The sequence below is a fragment of the Mesorhizobium sp. NPDC059054 genome (assembly GCF_042739215.1).
Lineage (GTDB): Bacteria > Pseudomonadota > Alphaproteobacteria > Rhizobiales > Rhizobiaceae > Mesorhizobium.
In genome coordinates, this window is the sequence record NZ_JBHYHV010000001.1 from 1,466,814 (window position 1) to 1,483,111 (window position 16,298).

18 protein-coding genes are annotated in these 16,298 nt (G+C 60.6%); 15 read left to right on the forward strand and 3 right to left on the reverse strand.

From position 1 onward, the window contains the following. Positions 1-8: 8 nt before the first annotated feature. Positions 9-932: a LysR family transcriptional regulator gene (locus ACFWXH_RS07030; protein ID WP_379118665.1), complete on the reverse strand. Its 924-nt coding sequence runs from the start codon at positions 930-932 to the stop codon at positions 9-11. A gap of 51 nt (positions 933-983) precedes the next feature. After that, the gene (locus ACFWXH_RS07035) at positions 984-1,655 is read right to left on the reverse strand and encodes a L,D-transpeptidase (RefSeq protein WP_379118667.1); all 672 of its coding nucleotides are present in this window, start codon (positions 1,653-1,655) and stop codon (positions 984-986) included. Positions 1,656-1,844: 189 nt separating this feature from the next. On the opposite strand from ACFWXH_RS07035, the gene ACFWXH_RS07040 reads away from it, so the two are divergent. The 13 genes from ACFWXH_RS07040 to ACFWXH_RS07100 all read left to right on the forward strand — a co-directional run bounded on the left by ACFWXH_RS07040 (position 1,845) and on the right by ACFWXH_RS07100 (position 12,718). Next, complete coding sequence (locus ACFWXH_RS07040; RefSeq protein ID WP_379118669.1) at positions 1,845-2,507, forward strand: type III secretion protein; 663 nt, start codon at positions 1,845-1,847, stop codon at positions 2,505-2,507. A gap of 74 nt (positions 2,508-2,581) precedes the next feature. Then, positions 2,582-3,127, forward strand: coding sequence for a hypothetical protein (locus ACFWXH_RS07045; protein WP_379118671.1), 546 nt, complete (start codon positions 2,582-2,584; stop codon positions 3,125-3,127). 81 nt (positions 3,128-3,208) lie between these two features. Beyond that, positions 3,209-3,973, forward strand: a complete 765-nt coding sequence (gene sctJ / locus ACFWXH_RS07050) for a type III secretion system inner membrane ring lipoprotein SctJ (RefSeq protein ID WP_379118673.1) — start codon at positions 3,209-3,211, stop codon at positions 3,971-3,973. Further along, positions 3,970-4,593 carry a SctK family type III secretion system sorting platform protein gene (locus ACFWXH_RS07055; protein ID WP_379118676.1) on the forward strand — a complete coding sequence of 208 codons (624 nt, stop codon included), beginning with the start codon at positions 3,970-3,972 and terminating at the stop codon, positions 4,591-4,593. Before sctJ ends, ACFWXH_RS07055 begins: the two co-directional genes overlap by 4 nt. Positions 4,594-4,597: 4 nt before the next feature. After that, entirely contained in the window at positions 4,598-5,215 is a 618-nt protein-coding gene (gene sctL, locus ACFWXH_RS07060; RefSeq protein ID WP_379118678.1) for a type III secretion system stator protein SctL, read from the forward strand. 41 nt (positions 5,216-5,256) lie between these two features. After that, the gene (locus tag ACFWXH_RS07065; protein WP_379118999.1) at positions 5,257-6,561 is read left to right on the forward strand and encodes a FliI/YscN family ATPase; all 1,305 of its coding nucleotides are present in this window, start codon (positions 5,257-5,259) and stop codon (positions 6,559-6,561) included. After that, positions 6,548-7,036: a hypothetical protein gene (locus ACFWXH_RS07070; RefSeq protein WP_379118680.1), complete on the forward strand. Its 489-nt coding sequence runs from the start codon at positions 6,548-6,550 to the stop codon at positions 7,034-7,036. Before ACFWXH_RS07065 ends, ACFWXH_RS07070 begins: the two co-directional genes overlap by 14 nt. A gap of 29 nt (positions 7,037-7,065) precedes the next feature. Further along, positions 7,066-8,157 (forward strand): type III secretion system cytoplasmic ring protein SctQ, encoded by a 1,092-nt coding sequence (sctQ, locus tag ACFWXH_RS07075; RefSeq protein ID WP_379118682.1) that lies wholly within the window; start codon positions 7,066-7,068, stop codon positions 8,155-8,157. After that, positions 8,150-8,803: a type III secretion system export apparatus subunit SctR gene (sctR, locus tag ACFWXH_RS07080; protein WP_379118684.1), complete on the forward strand. Its 654-nt coding sequence runs from the start codon at positions 8,150-8,152 to the stop codon at positions 8,801-8,803. Before sctQ ends, sctR begins: the two co-directional genes overlap by 8 nt. A 16-nt stretch (positions 8,804-8,819) precedes the next feature. Beyond that, positions 8,820-9,089 carry an EscS/YscS/HrcS family type III secretion system export apparatus protein gene (locus tag ACFWXH_RS07085; protein ID WP_054309953.1) on the forward strand — a complete coding sequence of 90 codons (270 nt, stop codon included), beginning with the start codon at positions 8,820-8,822 and terminating at the stop codon, positions 9,087-9,089. A 9-nt stretch (positions 9,090-9,098) separates the two neighbouring features. Next, positions 9,099-9,914 (forward strand): type III secretion system export apparatus subunit SctT, encoded by an 816-nt coding sequence (sctT, locus tag ACFWXH_RS07090; protein WP_379118686.1) that lies wholly within the window; start codon positions 9,099-9,101, stop codon positions 9,912-9,914. A gap of 67 nt (positions 9,915-9,981) precedes the next feature. Continuing rightward, positions 9,982-10,866, forward strand: coding sequence for a D-glutamate cyclase family protein (locus ACFWXH_RS07095; RefSeq protein WP_379118688.1), 885 nt, complete (start codon positions 9,982-9,984; stop codon positions 10,864-10,866). A gap of 76 nt (positions 10,867-10,942) precedes the next feature. Further along, positions 10,943-12,718, forward strand: coding sequence for an SLC13 family permease (locus tag ACFWXH_RS07100; protein WP_379118691.1), 1,776 nt, complete (start codon positions 10,943-10,945; stop codon positions 12,716-12,718). A 61-nt stretch (positions 12,719-12,779) separates the two neighbouring features. Here ACFWXH_RS07100 and ACFWXH_RS07105 read toward each other — a convergent pair whose 3' ends face one another. After that, a complete protein-coding gene (locus ACFWXH_RS07105) occupies positions 12,780-13,406 on the reverse strand; it encodes a dihydrofolate reductase family protein (protein WP_379118694.1) in 627 nt (208 codons plus the stop codon). A 186-nt stretch (positions 13,407-13,592) separates the two neighbouring features. Here ACFWXH_RS07105 and ACFWXH_RS07110 point away from each other — a divergent pair, with 186 nt between their 5' ends. Together ACFWXH_RS07110 and ligD are read left to right on the forward strand one after the other, a co-directional pair. Then, positions 13,593-13,829, forward strand: a complete 237-nt coding sequence (locus ACFWXH_RS07110) for a hypothetical protein (protein WP_054309948.1) — start codon at positions 13,593-13,595, stop codon at positions 13,827-13,829. Positions 13,830-13,837: 8 nt separating this feature from the next. Further along, positions 13,838-16,288 carry a DNA ligase D gene (gene ligD, locus ACFWXH_RS07115; RefSeq protein ID WP_379118696.1) on the forward strand — a complete coding sequence of 817 codons (2,451 nt, stop codon included), beginning with the start codon at positions 13,838-13,840 and terminating at the stop codon, positions 16,286-16,288. Positions 16,289-16,298 lie beyond the last annotated feature (10 nt).

The following is a 16,298-nucleotide window of genomic DNA, read 5'->3' on the forward strand; positions in this document are numbered from 1 at the left end:
GGTTGTGATTATTGGGTACGCGCTCTGCCGGCGCGGACCGCATAGGAATGAGCCGTGCAGGCTGCCAACTGGGCAGCCTGTTCCGCCAGCGGATTGGACGGTTCCGACGAGTAGGAGGCCGTGAATTCCAACTCGGACGGATGCCAGTCGCAATCAACGATGCGCAATTTCCCAGCCATCGTATGCTCCAGGACGACATCCTGCGGGAGCGAAGCGATGCCAATTCCGCTCATCGCCATCTTAAGCGCGGCCGCGATCGAATTGGCGGGAAAGATGCGCGGCATCTCTTCAAGATCTCGGCTGAACTTTCGGTAGATTTCGGTATAGGGACGCGTGGTGCGGGCATAGCTGATGACGGGGAACCGAGTCAGCTCGCACAATGTCAGCCTTCGGTCCTTCGGAAGCTCCACATCTGGAGAGCAGACCCAGACGAGTGGGAAGGGGGGCATATTGATGTTCTCGATCGCATATTCCGAGACCGGCCCCATAAGAAACGCAAGATCGATGCGGTGAGACATCAGCTCGCTGCGCAACGTTGCCGATGAATCGACGAGGATGTCGGCATCGACGAGTGGACAGTTCGCCTGCAACTGCTTGAGAAAATCGGGCAGCCATGTGTGGACGATGGTTTCGGACACGCCAAGTCGCAGGACACCAGTGGTTTCCGACAGCGATTTGGCCGTCAGTTGCAGCCGTTCGGCTACTTTCAGCACGCTCTGGGCAGACGGAAGCAACTGCTGTCCCTGCACGGTCAGGCGCACAGTGCTGGCCTGACGTTCGAACAGCTTGGCGCCCAGCGCCTCCTCGAGACCGGCAATGCGTGTGGACACGGCGGGCTGGGTGGTGTTCAGCCGTTCGGCGGCCTTGCGGAAACTGCCAAAGGCGGCAACCAGAAGAAATGTCTCTAATTGCTTGATATTAAAAGGGATCATTGTACCAATCAAACATTTCTTGCTGCTGAAAAGTATCTTTAGCGAGGCTTTTTATTGCCTCACGATAACCTGGGCTCCAACTTGCACACGGGCATAAAGATCGATGACGTCTTCATTGGTCAGGCGGATGCACCCCGAGGAATTCGCCTTGCCTACAGTCCAGGGCTGGTTCGTACCATGGATGCGGTAGAGTGTATTGCCGATATAGAGGGCCCTTGCACCGAGGGGATTGTTCGGACCGCCAGCGACATGGACAGGTAGCGATTTTCCGGTAGCAGCGACGCGGCTGCGCATCTCCTGCGGCGGTCGCCAGTCCGGCCATTCCTTCTTGTCCGAGATCTTGTCGCGGCCGGCCCACTCGAAGCCCTCCTTGCCGACGCCGATGGCATAGCGAAGCGCCTTGCCGTTGCCGAGCACATAGTAGAGTCGCCGCTCGCCGGTGTTGACGATGACCGAGCCGGCAGGCTGCGCATCGTTGAAACTCACGACCTGCTTCGGAATGGGCGACCATGACGGCGGCGGACCTTCGTCCTCCGCGGGTCCATCGGCCTGGCCGAGCGACGATGGCGGGATCACCGCATTGGTGGCCTCATCATATGCCCAACTGCGTGGATCGTAGCCTGAATTGGTCTGCGCGTCGGTCGGGGTCGCCGTAACGGCGAAAGCCGCAAACAGTGCAGATAGATACAATCGTGTCGTCATCGAGACATCCGTTGTGGTCACGATCACCATCCCGTGATCACGATTGAGGCGCACCATATCGCTTTCATGAGTGCGCGCAACATTTGGAACTGATTTTGCATTCGCAATCCAATTGGACTTCCCATTTCAGCATGTGCGCGATAGAGTGAATCGGCGGGTGAATGTTGCATGGCCAGCTTGGCGAAAAGCCGGTCTTTCTCGATAGGATCAATGTTGACGGGACTTGTTTCCTGCAATTCGGATCGACTGTCTTTCACCGCCGCTGCTTTGAAATCAGCCGGTGTCGCAGGCCTTTGCATCCTCGGCATTTCGACCCTTTCCGCATCGGCAGCTGAGCCGCGCTGGCCTGACGGCCCGTATAAATACATCACCGTCGACCAGTCGGTGCGCGATGCGCTGATCGAACTGGGCCGCAACATGGGTGTGACCGTGCGGGTCAGCGATCAGGTGAAGGGGCGCTTGAGCGGTACCATGCCGGTCGGCACCGCGAAGACATTTCTCGATGAGTTGTGCAATCGCTACGGCCTTGTCTGGCATTTCGACGGCCTTGTGCTGAACGTCGCGACTGAAGCCGAAGTTCGCAATGAGGCGATCCCGCTCGATGCCAACGCGGCTGCCGGAGCAGAGGAGAAACTCACCCGGCTTGGTGTGATCGATCCGCGCTTTTCACTGAAGGTCTCACAGCAGGACGATGTGGTTCAGGTGGCCGGTCCACCATCTTACATCGACCTGGTCAAGAAGACGCTCGGCATCTCGAACCACACGAAACAAAGCACACAAAAGGCTGTTCCGGTTAGAGTTTTTCGGGGCAGGCAGGCGGAATCCCAGGTCTTTTCCGCCGAAAAGCCGAAACAGGGGCAGGAGGCACGCTGATGCAAGTTGCACCAATCGGAGCGCTGGAAGTCGCGCTTTCAAACATGTCCACGGGGATGGCTCTGCAGCAACAGGTGGCGACCGGCTCGGCCACGCAGCCCGGCAATGGCACGAATGCGGCCGACCCGAAATCGCAAGTCCTCAATGCGAAGAAATCCGAGCAAACAGGCGCTGCTGCCGGTGCCAGCCAGCAGGTCGCACAGGATGCGCCAAAGACCGCCCCTTCCACCGCTGCGCAGCGGCAAAACCTGGACCCTGTCGATGCGACAAGCGAGCACAAGCTGTTCGAATATCTGACACAGGTAGAAAAATCGGGAGGCGGGCAGGCTTCCGATACATCCGCCCTTCTGGGCTCGGCCGTGAAATCCTTGGAAGGGACGATGCAGAAGGTGCAGGCGGCCCTCAAAGAGGCCGGTGTCCAGTCGGATACCAGGACAAATGGCAATCAGGAGGTGGCTGGTGCCACGGAAGGTGAGGAGATCGGTTCGCCGGCCCAAAATGCTGAACAGCTTCTCAACCGTTCGATCTCGGTCATGTGGGCCGCGGCCAATCTCGAAGTGGTGACCAGCAGCGTGACCGCCGTCACGTCATCCACGAGCACCCTCATCAAGCAGCAATAGGCACTTGCAGTGGTGGGGAAGCTGATATCGTCGTTGTTGCGCCCGTTTGCGCCGCTTCATTTCAGGCGGTGGCTGCGTGCGATGCTGGCCGTATCGGCCATGCTCGTGCTGCAAGCCTGTTCCGTCGAACTCTATTCCGGCCTCAACCAGCGGCAGGCCAACGAGATTGTCGCCACCTTGATCCGCCACGGCATCCCGGCTCAGCGCGAGGCCGGCAAGGAAGGAACAATGACGGTCTTCGTCGAGAAGGATCGTTTTGCCGAGGCGATGGCGATCCTCGACGAAAGCGGGCTGCCGAAGCAGGAATTCCAGACGCTCGGCGAAGTCTTCAAGCGCAGCGGCATCGTCTCATCGCCGGCCGAAGAGCGGGCGACGATGATCTATGGTCTCAGCCAGGAGCTGTCGCGCACCATATCCGAGATCGATGGGGTGCTGTCGGCACGGGTTCATCTGGTGCTGCCCGAAAACGATCCTCTGAAGCAGGGGCTGGTGCCGTCTTCGGCATCGGTTTTCATCCGTCATCGGGCCTCGGTTTCGATGAACGAACTGATCCCGCAGGTGAAGATGCTTGTGGCCAAGGGGGTCGCCGGACTGACCTATGACAACGTGTCTGTGACGCTTGTACCGGTGGCGGCAACGCCAGAACCGGCGACCGGCGAGGCAGGCTTTACGTCGTTCCTGGGACTGTGGCTACACCCCGACAGCGTGGCGGCGGCGCAGTGGCTGTTCTACGGGCTGGTGGCGGTCATCGCGGTTCTTGCAGGATGGTTGGCCTATTTGCGCTGGTACCGGCGACCGAGCGTCTATGCGCTTGAGGTGCCGGCGGTGCCGGTGAAGAAGGCATGATACAGTTGGCCGGCCAAGAGGAAGCCGTCCATTCGGACTGGCAGGAATTCTGGTCGAATCCCGCCGACTATGCCGATGCGGGATGGCTGTCCGACTGTTTCGACGGCAAGGTCGGATTCGAGGCATGCGAGCGCATGCTGGAGACACCTCGCTTGCAGCCGAGACTGTCGAAACTCCTCGCCGAACGTAACGAATTGACGACTGACGATCCGCCTCAGTTGCCCGATCATATCGACCGGCAGATCGCGCTTGTTTCCGGTGAGGACCTCGAAAGACTGGCATTGCGGGCCGGCGCCATCTATTGGGCGAACAGCCTTGCCGCGGTTATCGATGGGCGTCAGGCTGGCGCCATCCAGACCGCCCTGGGGCCCGAACTTTGTGCATTTGCAGTGGCCAACAGGGACATTTCCGGTCCAGTCAGGCCGTTGGAGCCGCTGGATGGGTTGAGCGGCCGGATCTTTGCCGATGGCTTGAGCTGCCTTGAATCGTGGCTACAGGACATGCCGCCTCAACTCAGCAAACGGGTGCGATTGAGACTGGCGAACGGACTGCCGGGCCTTGGCGACGCCACGCAGGTCGCGGAGCTCGGCGCACGCATCCTGCGCCGTGCCATGGAATAGCAAGATGGCAAACGCGGACGCCACCCAGACCAGATTGCCGCGTCCGCGTGCGCGCATTGTGCGTGCGGATGAGGCGCGCGCGTGGCAGGACGGCTACACGTTTATCGAACAGGCCAAGGCGGAAGCGCAGAAGCTGAACGACGCAGCCAGGCGTGCCTACGCAGCCGAGTATGCGCAGGGCTACAAGGACGGCAAGGCACAGGGCGAAATCGATGCCGCGCGTCTTGTCACCGACACATCCGCCAAGGTCGACCGCTATCTGGTGGGCCTTGAGGCAGAGGTAGCCGGTCTTGCACTCGATGTGGTACGCCGCGTGCTTGGACAATTCGATGTCGGAACCTTGGTCGCCAAGGCGGCGAAGCAGGCTATTTCCGAAGTCCGGCGCGCCAAATACCTGAAGTTTCGCGTGCATCCGCAGAATGTCGCCAGGCTGCGCGACGAATTGAACCTCGCCTTGCAGGACAGTGATCTTGGCATGTCGGTAGAAATCGACGCCGACGAGACGTTGGGGACCGAGGCCTGCATTCTCTCGACCGATATGGCCGTGATCGACGCTGGCATCGAAGCGCAGCTTGCGGCTATCGCCGCGGCGATAGCCTCCAAATCGCGGGAGGCTTCGTGACAGGAGAGCGTACAGCACTCGAAGACCGTTTGGCTTCGATCATGCCCGGCTTGCGTTCCGGGCTGAGCGATGATGCGAGCCGGCCGAAAAAGGGGCGCGTGCGGCGTGTCGTCGGCACTGTCATCCACGCCTCCGTCGAGGAGGCCAGGATTGGCGAGATCTGCGAATTGATCGACAGGAGAACGGGCCGAACCATGAAAGCGGAAGTGGTCGGTCTCCTAGAAGAGGCCGCCATCCTGGTGCCGCTCGGTGATCTGACAGGCCTGTCCGGCATGACTGAGGTCGTTCCTACTCGGAAGGACCAGCAGGTGCCGGTGGGGTCTGGCTTGCTGGGCAGGGTCATCAACGCGCTCGGCGAACCGCTCGATGGCAAGGAATTGGCACTGGATGGCGCTTATCCCGTTCATGCCTACCCGCCATCGCCGCTGCAGCGCCGACTTATATCGGAGCCGATCCAGCTGGGCATCCGCGCTATCGACGGTTTGCTGACTTGCGCCAGAGGGCAGCGCATCGGCATTTTCGGAGAGCCCGGCGTCGGCAAGTCGATCCTGTTGTCGAACATCGTCACCGCCACCGATGCCGATGTCGCCGTCGTTGCCCTTGTCGGCGAGCGCGGGCGTGAGGTTCGCGAATTCGTCGAGCGGCAGCTTGGAGCGGAAGGGTTGGCGCGTGCCGTTGTTGTCGTGGCGACATCCGATCGTCCGGCCATCGAGCGTGTCAAGGCGGCCTATGTCGCCACAACCATCGCCGAATATTTCCGCGACCAGGGCAAGCATGTATTGCTCGCCATGGACAACATCACCCGTTTTGCCCGAGCCCAGCGCGAGATCGGATTGGCGTCAGGCGAACCACCGACACGCCGTGGCTTTCCATCGTCGCTCTTTGCTGCATTGCCGCGTCTGCTTGAGCGATCCGGCCCAGGAGCGGTCGGCTCCATTACCGGCCTCTACAGTGTTCTTCTGGAGGGCGATGGAACCTTCGATCCCGTAGCCGAGGAAGTGCAGGCCCTGCTTGACGGTCACATTTTCCTGTCCAGTGAGCTTGCGCAACGCAACCATTTTCCAGCGGTCGACGTGCTGCGCAGCCGCAGCCGGCTCATGGAGACGGTCGCGCCCGGTCAGCACCGGGCGGACGCCGCACGTCTCAGGCAACTGCTCGCGCGCTACGCCGACATCGAATTGCTGGTGCAGGTTGGCGAGTACAAGGCCGGCAGCGATCCGCTGGCTGACGAGGCCATCACCAAGATCGACGCCATCAATGTTTTCCTGCAGCAGGCCTCGGTCGCGAGTGAAAGCATGGAGGGAACGCGTCAGCGCATGAGGGAGATCGCCGGTGAACAAAAATGAAATGATCGCCCAGTTGCGGAAGCTCAGGAAACGCCGTGAGGAGCATGCGCGCGAGGTCGTTGCCGTTCATAGAGCTGGCGTCAACGAAGCCAGACAAGATGTTGATGCAAAATCGAAAGCGCTCGCCGACCACACGCGACAGGCGGTGGAGGAACAGAACGCGGTGGTTTCAGGACTCGTCGATCGCGTCGTGAGGGCCTCCGAATTCCATTTGGCGCAGAGCCGGTACGAGGCGTCATCTGCCAAAGCCGGGCAGATCAAGGCTCAAAATGAGGCGGCATTGCTCGTCCAGAAGCAACGCGAGGCCGGGCTGGCGGCAGCGCAGCAACAGCACCTGCAAAGCAGGAAAGCTCTGATGAAAGTGGAAAGGCTGACGGATCGGCTTGAGAAGCGAATGGCCCCACGCCGCGCTGCTGCGACCGAACTCCTCGACGAGGAGGGGCGTTCGAATGCCGCTTTTCCGCACAAGCAATGAGCTTTGATGATCGTGCAGGTGGCAGTTCGATGTCTCGCGCCCTGACGCCAGCGAAAGTTGCAACGCGGCGTAAATCTGCTCGCCGGCGATTCAACAGTGCATCGGTTGCCGATGTCCTGGAACTGGAAGCGATTCCGCCAGACCATGTAGCGGCACTGAACGCGTTTTACAGGAATCGTCTGCCGGCCGAGATAACGTTCGCCGGACAGCCCGCGAAGATCGCCACGGCCTGGCCAGTTGCCCGTGCCGACGACCTGTCATCCTGCTCGCTGCGTGTAAAGCTTGGAGATCGTTCCGCCGAGCTTTGTGCGCCGCTTTCCTTGATCGAGCAATTGCTGGCGACAGTGGACAAGACGGCCAGGCTGGAGAACCTTCCGCCTCGGCACGCGGCTCTCGTGCTGGAAGCTGCTGTTGCCGACGAACTCGACCGGCTCGAAGTCCAATTGCAGGCCCCGATAGAGCTCGCGGCCATTGAGAGGCGAAAACCTTCAGCCGGAATGCCATCCTTCGGATTTGTCCTGTCCGCGGGCGGACAACAGATGCATTGCACGCTGCGACTGGACGATGGCGCATTGCTTGCAAGACTGGGCACGCTGCTCGACGCAGCCAGTTCCGGCGAACCTTCATTGCCGACAGCATTTCCTTTGCCGGTTCGCCTGTGGCGCGACGTTCTCACCCTCAGTCTGGGCGAGGTGAGGGGATTGCTGCAGGGAGACGTCGTGCTGCTCGCCGAGCAGGCAGCAGCGGTGCTGGTCATCGGCGACCGTCTGATCGCCCCTGCAAGCATGACGTCGTCAGGGCCTCAACTGCTTGCCGCGCCAGTCACAATTGCCGGATCGAAATGGGAGTGGACGATGGGTCAGGATACTGCAGCCGCAGGACAGGCGCTGGACGATGCAACGCTTGAGGATCTGCCGGTTGCGCTCGCTTTCGAGGTCGGGCGCAAGGCAATGCCGCTTGGCGAGATCAGGCAACTGACGGCCGGCGCCGTCGTGCAGTTGGATACGACCGGACAGGCCGTGGACATCCTCGCCAACGGCAGGCGGGTCGGGCAGGGCGAAATGGTGAGGATCGGCGAAAGCCTTGGCGTGCGGGTCATCCGCATGTTCGATAATGCTTGAAGCTTCGCCCAATCTCCTCGGCATTCTGATCGCGGTCGGCTTTGTCGGGCTGCTGCCGCTCGCGGTCGTCACCATGACCGGTTTTCTCAAGATTTCGGTGGTGCTCTTTCTCATCCGCAACGCGCTTGGTGTGCAGCAAATGCCACCGAACCTCGTGCTTTACGGGATTGCGCTGGTTTTGACCGTCTATGTCACCACGCCGCTGATCAGCGAAATGGGAACAAGGCTGCAGGAAGGGCAGGTTCAATTCCAGACGACCGACGACCTAGCCCGGGCCGCGCAAATCGTGAAGCAGCCGTTGCAGCAACATCTGATCAAGTTCACACACCCGCGCGAACGCCAGTTCTTTCTCGATGGGACCACGCGCCTGTGGCCAGAGCAGGCGCGTCAGAACGTCAAGGATGATGACCTTTCCATCCTGGTTCCGGCCTTTGTCGCCTCGGAGCTCACCCGCGCATTCGAGATCGGCTTCCTGCTCTACATTCCCTTCCTGATCATCGACATCGTCGTTGCCAACATCCTGATGACGCTCGGCATGATCATGGTTTCACCCGTGCTGATCTCGATCCCGCTGAAACTGTTGCTTTTCGTTGCCATAGACGGCTGGTCGCGGCTGATGCACGGCCTCATCCTCAGTTACAGCTGAAGCAGAGGCGGTAAGCGTGAACAGCGATTTCATCCTCGCGAAAGTCCAAAATGCGCTGATAACGATACTGCTCGCCTCCAGTCCGGCCATCATCGCAGCGTTGGCAGTCGGGCTTCTGGTAGGGCTTGCCCAGGCGCTGACGCAGATCCAGGATCAGTCGCTGCCGCAGACGATCAAGCTGGTCGTGATCCTCGTGGTCATCATCATTGTCGGCCCGCTGATTGCCCAGCAGATCGCTGAACAGGCTTCGGCGGTATTCGACGAATTTCCCTCCGCGACCCGCTGAGGCCGCACCATGCAGGTCGAACCGCTGTTCGCATCGCTCAGGGACCTGCAGCTCTACCTTTTGGCGGGAGCCTTCGTGTTGGCGCGCCTGGGGGGCTTCATGCTGATGATGCCGCTGTTCTCGCGTGTTCCTTTGTCGGGGCTATTGCGCAACGGGGTTGCGCTTGCGCTAGCGGTTCCGATCCTGCCGATGCTCATGCACACGCTGGCGGGCCAGCAGATCGCCGGCGCGATGATCGTTGTCTACATCCTCAAGGAACTCTTGGTCGGCATTGCCCTTGGATTGGCGATGGGCGTGCCGTTCTGGGCTGCTGAAGCCGCAGGCGACATCCTCGATCTGCAGCGCGGTTCGAGCATGGGAAGCTTGATTGACCCGATGATGACGCATGAAACCAGCGCAACCGGAACGCTGCTTGCCATCGTCATGATCGCCATCTATCTCACGGCAGGCGGGCTGGAACTGTCGTTGAACGCCGTCTACGACAGCTATGGACTCTGGCCGGTCGAGCAGTTGACGCCGGTATTCAGCAGGGACGCCGCCGGGATTTTCCTGGAACTGTTGAACCAGCTGCTGAAAATGGCGCTGACACTGGTATTTCCCCTTATTGTCAGCATGTTGCTGTCCGATATCGTGCTTGCTTTCCTGGCCCGCGCCTCGCCGCATTTCAACGTCTTCAGCTTGTCGCTGATCGTAAAGACCTTGGTCTTCAGCTTCGTCTTCGTTCTCTACGCCGCTTTTCTTCTGTCTTACATGAGCCGCGATCTCGGCTTTCTGCATGAAGCGATACGGCAGATCAAATTGCTCAGCTGTTCGGAATGCCGGTGAGGTCGAACTGCGTCGGCCAATAAATACAATTTATTGTCAGGAGAAAATTCTGGTGATTTGACAAGCGGTGCCGCCGACTTCGATTTTACCGCTTCCTGAAAAGTCTAAGCAAGGCGGAATGCTTCGAAGCATGGGACCTCAGACCAGTTCAATCGTCGAAGATTTGCGTCTGGTCGAGCCTGGCCGGTTGCGCCGGCTGGTCAGGACCGGAGCCTACAAGGGTGCTACCGGCGGCTTGGCCCGCGGCAAGTTGCAGGCGAATGTGGTGATCGTGCCGCAGCGTTTCGCCGCCGATTTTCACAAATTCTGCCTGGCCAATCCCAAGGCGTGCCCATTGGTCGGGCTCGGTCGCGCCGGCAGTCCCTTTGTTCCCGCGCTGGGCAACATCGACATCCGCACGGATGCGTCGCAGTACAGTATCTACTGCTACGGCGAGTTCGTGCATCGCACCTCCCATATCGTTGATCTGTGGCGTCAGGATTTCTCCGCTTTCGCGCTCGGCAGTTCATTGAGTTTCGAGCCTGCGTTGATGGAGAAGGGCGTCGGCCTGCAGGGCCGTGTCAGCGGGACGGTGCCGAAGTACCGAACCGGGATCAGAAGCCGCGCGTTCGGTCCATTCGGCGGCAATCTGGTCGTTGCAATGCGCGCCATCAGGCACTGCGACGTCGACAAGGTCCGGGCGATTACTGCGCGCTTTCCGAACGCCCATGGTTCGCCCTTTCATGTTGGGGACCCTTCCATCCTCGGCATTGCCGATCTCGGCTGTCCGGATTGGGGAGAGGCGGTCGATGTCGGGGAGGGGGAAGTCCCCGTATTCTGGGCAAGCAGCGTCACGGCCCAGGAAGCTCTCGTGCATGCGGAGCTGGCAATCGCAATCACCGCTTCTCCTGGTCACCTCCTGATCACCGATGTGGATGCGATGGTTAGCGAAGGCATTGCCAGAGTCGCCTAGACGAGCTCCCGGCGGAATCAGCAGCCGCTTGAGCAAGGACGTTGACAAATGAGCCCGGAGAAGGAACGTCCTCTCCATGGCAATCAATCAGCTCCTCTCCATTGCCGTCATCATCTTGATGATGGTGGCCTTCGTTTGGGGACGCCTGCGTTACGATCTCGTCGCCTGCATTGCGTTGATCGTTGCGCTTGCGGTCGGCGTCGTCCCTTACGACCACGCGTTTTCAGGCTTTAGCGACGACATCGTCATCATTGTGGGAAGTGCATTGCTGGTCAGCGCCGGCGTGGCCCGCTCCGGGATCATGGAATTCGCGATCCAGCGCTTCGCACCCAATGTGACCAGCATTCGGGCGCAATTGGTGCTGCTGGTTGTCGTCGTCACGATCCTGTCGGCTTTCGTCAAAAACATCGGTGCGCTGGCAATCATGATCCCGATTGCCTTTCAGTTCGCTCGAAAGTCCAACAGCTCGCCGTCTGTCTTTCTGATGCCGATGGCCTTCGGTTCGCTGCTCGGCGGGCTGATGACGCAGATCGGCACTTCGCCCAACGTCGTGGTGTCGCGCATTCGCGAGGAGATCACCGGCACTTCCTTCACCATGTTCGACTTCACTCCGGTGGGAGCGGCGCTGGCTGCCGCAGGCATCGTCTTTTTATCATTGTTCTACTGGCTCGTGCCGGTTCGTGTTCGCGAAACCGGCACCGTTCAGGATGCGCTGGACGTCAACAACTACGTTACCGAGGCATTGGTCGTGTCCAGTTCGACCGTGAACGAAAAAACAGTCGCCGAGTTGATGAATTACGCAGGCGGCGAGGTGGTGGTTACGTCGATCCTGCGCTCGCGCACGTTCCACATCGCACCCTTGCCGGACGCGAAGCTGCGTCAAGGCGACATCGTCCTGCTCGAAGGCTCGCCGGAAGCGCTCGACCGCGTCGTCGCCCAGGCCAAGCTCGACCTGACCGACGGCCGCCAGGCTTCCGAAGAAGGCAGCAGTGAAGCCTACATGACAGTCGAAGCGGTTCTGGGGGAGAGTTCGCCTTTGATCGGCTGGTCCGCTCAACGGCTGGCGCTCTACGACCGGTACAAGATCAATCTGTTGGCCGTCAGCCGCACAGGCGAACGTATCAGCGAGCGTCTTGGAACACTTACGCTGCGATTGGGCGACGTGCTGCTGCTGCAGGGCAATCGGACACGGTTGCCGGATATCCTGCGTGAGCTCGGTGCGCTGCCGCTTGCGGAACGACCGATCCTGCTCGGCAGCGTGCGCGGCGGCAGTATCCCGATCCTGATCCTGGCCGCGGCAATGCTTGCTACGACCACGGGATTGATTCCCATCCCGGTCGCCTTCTTCACTGCGGCGGTCGCCATGGTGCTCTTCCGCGTGGTTCCGATACGCGACATCTACAACGCCATCGACGGTCCGATCCTTGTCATGCTCGCCGCATTGATCCCTGTCTCGGACTCACTGCGGCGCAGCGGCGCGACCGACGTGATCGCGATGTGGTTGGCCGAAATAGGTTCGAAATTGCCGCCGGCAGGCGCATTGGCGCTCATCCTCGTCGTGGCGATGGCAGTCACGCCATTTCTCAACAACGCAGCGACAGTGCTGGTGGTGGCGCCAGTGGCGGCGGGTTTCGCAACATCTCTTGGCTATCATCCGGAAGCGTTTCTCATGGCTGTCGCCATTGGTGCCGGCTGTGACTTCCTGACCCCGATCGGTCATCAATGCAACACGCTCGTGATGGGGCCGGGCGGCTACCGGTTCAGCGATTATCCCCGTCTCGGCCTTCCGCTCTCCATTCTGGTGATAGCGGTAGCGGTTCCGATGCTGATGCTTGTCTGGCCGCTGCGATAAACCTGAAGATCGACGTCTGCATATCCTCACGACAATCGGGACAGAGCATTATTTCGCAAGGTTAAAGCCATGCCGCAGACGCGTCGTAGGTCAAGAATGCCGGCGCCTCGGCTTTTTGGTAGACATTTACGGCCAAGCCACCCGGCGTCGCATCGACACTGAGCAGCTTGAAGCCCGCAGGCATGGCGCCGTCCAGGAACAACTTGCGGCCTTGCCCCAGAACCACCGGTGCGACCACCAGCCGAAATTCGTCGATCAATCCCGCAGCCAGCAGCGAATGGGCAAGGCGTCCACTGCCGTGGATCTGGAGTTCTCGCCCGAGCTTTTCTTTCAACCCGGCGACCCGGCCAGCTATATCTCCCGACAAGATCGTTGTAGGTGCCCAGGGCGCATCTTTCAAAGAATTTGATGCAACATATTTCGGCAAGCCATTCATCTTGCTCGCGATTGGATCATTTGGATCGTCCATCTTCGGCCAATCGCGAGCGAAATTTTCATACGTCCGGCGGCCGAACAGGAACGCATCCGCATTTCCCACCCAGGCCGTGACGGTCTGCATGAAGTTCTGCTCCAGGTAAGGAACGAACCAGCCGCCTCGCGTAAAGCCACCGGTCGTATCCTCATCCGGCGCTCCTGGACCTTGGCACACGCCGTCGAGCGATAGGAATTCCATCAGGACAAGCTTCATACCGAGCCCCTCTTTCCATGTGATTGCGCATGTGGTCGTGCGCCTTGATAATCAGTTATCCAAAAGGCTAACTAATGCAGGAAATCACTTAGCGCAAGAGCTAACTATAAACCACCAAAACCAACTGCGGTTGATCGCGGCGTGACAATGGAAGATAGTCATGAGTGCAAGCAGCGGAGCAGGCCTATGAGCACGCCCACGTCTCGCCAGGTCAAGCAGCGCAAGGCGGTTGCCGAAGCGCTCGGCCGTCATAAGATCTTCGTCAGTTCCCGCCGCTTCAAGGCCGGCGAGGAGCCCACCTATCGTGTCATCGTCGCCAACGAAGCCTATCTCGTCGGGCAGCGCACGCTCGATGAGCTCTACAAAGGCTATCGTCCCGCAGAACTCGGCCTGGAGCCCCTGCACGAGGAAGCGGGCGAATAAGCGCTCCCATGGCGGGTTCCCCCAAGCTCCGGTCCTACCGCGCCAAGCGCAATTTCGCCAAGACACCGGAACCCTCGGGTTTGGCAACCCAGCACGAGGGCAACCGCTTCGTCGTGCACAAGCATCATGCCACCGCGGATCATTACGATCTGCGCCTGGAGATCGACGGCGTGCTGAAGAGCTGGGCAGTGCCGAGGGGGCCGTCGCTCAATCCCGCCGACAAGCGGCTCGCCGTCCAGACCGAAGATCATCCGCTCGACTATATCGACTTCGAAGGGCTCATTCCCGAGGGGGAGTATGGCGGCGGTCCGATGATCGTGTGGGATACCGGCATCTGGGCGCCGATGGAGGATATTGAGACCTCCCTGGAAAAAGGTGCCTTCAAATTCCGCCTGTCGGGAGAGAAGCTCAAAGGCGGCTGGATGCTGGCCAGACTGAAGTCCAAGGAGGATGAGAACAAGGTCAATTGGCTGCTGTTCAAGGAACGCGATCAGGCCGCCGATGCCAAGCTCGACATCCTCGCCAAACGCCCCGAAAGCGTGAAATCCGGCCGCCGTATCGAGGAACTGGTCGAGAGGCCGAAGCCGGCTAAAAAACTGGCGGCGCCCAGGCCGGCGAAAGTGCCGGGCGCCGTACAGGATGCGATGCCGGCGCGGCTCGAGCCGCAGCTCGCCACCGCCGTCGCCGCCCCGCCTTCCGGGAAAGACTGGCTGCACGAGATCAAGTTCGACGGCTACCGCACGGCGGCGCATGTGAATGAGGGAACCGCCACCTTCATCACCCGCAGCGGCCTCGACTGGTCGAAGCGCTACGGCCGCTTGAAGACGGCGTTCGAGACGCTTCCCTGCGCCAGTGCCGTCATCGATGGCGAAATCGTCGTCACTGACGACAGGGGCATCAGCCGTTTTTCCGCGCTCCAGGATGCGCTGGCCGCCGGCGAGACCCACAAGCTTACCTTCTATGCCTTCGACCTGCTTTATCTCGACGGCTGGAACCTGACCAATGTTGCGCTGGAAAAACGCAAGGAGCTGCTTGCGCAACTGCTCGGCGGCGTCACGGCAAAAAGCGCTCTGCAGCTCAGCGATCATGTCGCCTCCGACGGCGACGCGCTCTACGAGCAGGCATCGGAGCTTGGCCTTGAAGGCATCGTCTCCAAGCAGGCTTCGTCCACATATGCGCCCGGCCGCTCCAAGAGCTGGACGAAAGTAAAGGCGCGCGCGGTCGGCGATTTCGTCATCGCCGGCTACACCGTTTCCGAAGCGGCTGAAGGCCTGGCGGCGCTGGCGCTCGCCGAATGGGTCGACGGCGAGCTGGAATATCGCGGCAAATGCGGCTCGGGTTTCGATGCCGAAGCGCTGCCGATGCTGCTTTCACGGCTGCAGCCACTGCAGGCCGACGCGGTCAGGCTGGAGGGCATGCCGCGCGAAGTCATCGCGGTCCGCCCGATACTGACGGCCCATGTCCACTATGCCAACCGCACCGCCGACAATGCGCTGCGCCACGCCGTCTTCAAGGGCCTGCGCGAGGCCGAGCTTTCGGCCCGCACCGCCGCACCACGCAAGCGGCTGATTTCCGACGCCGATCTCGCCGGCATCTTCGTCACCAACCCGACACGCCGCATCTTCGGCAAGACCGGGCCGACCAAGCTCGACATCGCCGTCTATTATGCCGCCGTCGGCGATTTCATGCTGCCGCATATCCTCGGCCGGCCAGTGTCGCTGGTGCGCTGCCCGACCGGCAAGCCTGCGGATTGTTTCTTCCAGCGTCACGCCTTCACCGGCATGCCGGCAACCATGGTGTCGTTCGAGACGCAGAATTTCGATGGTGAAGCCCGCAGCTACATCGCCGTCGAGGACGCCAAGGCCTATCTTGCATTGGCGCAGTTCGGCGTCGTCGAATTCCACACCTGGGGCGCGCATCGCCTCAGCATCGACAAGCCTGACCGCGCCGTCTTCGACCTCGACCCGGGCGAAGGCATCGGCTGGCGCGAGGTTGTCGAGGCCGCCGTCCATGTGCGCGGCGAGCTGGAGGGCATCGGTCTGGTGCCGTTCGTCAAGACGTCCGGCGGCAAGGGCATCCATGTCGTGGTGCCGGTGAAAAAGAAACTCGGCTGGCGGCAGTTCCATCAAGCCTGCAGCGATATCTCGTCCCGCATCGCCGCCACTGCGCCCGAAACCTTCACCACCACCATGGGCGCGGAGAACCGCCGAAAGCGCATTTTCATCGACTTTCATCGCAATGCGCGCAGTCATACGGCGGCGGCCCCTTATACGCTGCGCGGGCGTCCGAACATGCCGGCTTCGACGCCGCTGGAATGGAATGATCTGGAATCCATCGACGCTGCCGAGGATTTGAACTATTCTTCGCTTCCAGGTCTTTTGGCCGCATCTGGTGATCCCTGGGCGGATATGGATGATTTTGCCAGGGAATTGCCGGCGCCTGCCAAGGCGAAAAGGTAGTGTGTTGTCG

Bases quoted from the DNA above. Each gene is read 5' to 3' on its own strand.
- ACFWXH_RS07030 (WP_379118665.1), bottom strand. From the start codon at position 932: ATGATCCCTTTTAATATCAAGCAATTAGAGACATTTCTTCTGGTTGCC.
- ACFWXH_RS07040 (WP_379118669.1), top strand. From the start codon at position 1,845: ATGTTGACGGGACTTGTTTCCTGCAATTCGGATCGACTGTCTTTCACC.
- sctJ (WP_379118673.1), top strand. From the start codon at position 3,209: ATGCTGGCCGTATCGGCCATGCTCGTGCTGCAAGCCTGTTCCGTCGAA.
- ACFWXH_RS07055 (WP_379118676.1), top strand. From the start codon at position 3,970: ATGATACAGTTGGCCGGCCAAGAGGAAGCCGTCCATTCGGACTGGCAG.
- sctL (WP_379118678.1), top strand. From the start codon at position 4,598: ATGGCAAACGCGGACGCCACCCAGACCAGATTGCCGCGTCCGCGTGCG.
- ACFWXH_RS07065 (WP_379118999.1), top strand. From the start codon at position 5,257: ATGCCCGGCTTGCGTTCCGGGCTGAGCGATGATGCGAGCCGGCCGAAA.
- sctQ (WP_379118682.1), top strand. From the start codon at position 7,066: ATGTCTCGCGCCCTGACGCCAGCGAAAGTTGCAACGCGGCGTAAATCT.
- sctR (WP_379118684.1), top strand. From the start codon at position 8,150: ATGCTTGAAGCTTCGCCCAATCTCCTCGGCATTCTGATCGCGGTCGGC.
- sctT (WP_379118686.1), top strand. From the start codon at position 9,099: ATGCAGGTCGAACCGCTGTTCGCATCGCTCAGGGACCTGCAGCTCTAC.
- ACFWXH_RS07100 (WP_379118691.1), top strand. From the start codon at position 10,943: ATGGCAATCAATCAGCTCCTCTCCATTGCCGTCATCATCTTGATGATG.
- ACFWXH_RS07105 (WP_379118694.1), bottom strand. From the start codon at position 13,406: ATGAAGCTTGTCCTGATGGAATTCCTATCGCTCGACGGCGTGTGCCAA.
- ACFWXH_RS07110 (WP_054309948.1), top strand. From the start codon at position 13,593: ATGAGCACGCCCACGTCTCGCCAGGTCAAGCAGCGCAAGGCGGTTGCC.
- ligD (WP_379118696.1), top strand. From the start codon at position 13,838: ATGGCGGGTTCCCCCAAGCTCCGGTCCTACCGCGCCAAGCGCAATTTC.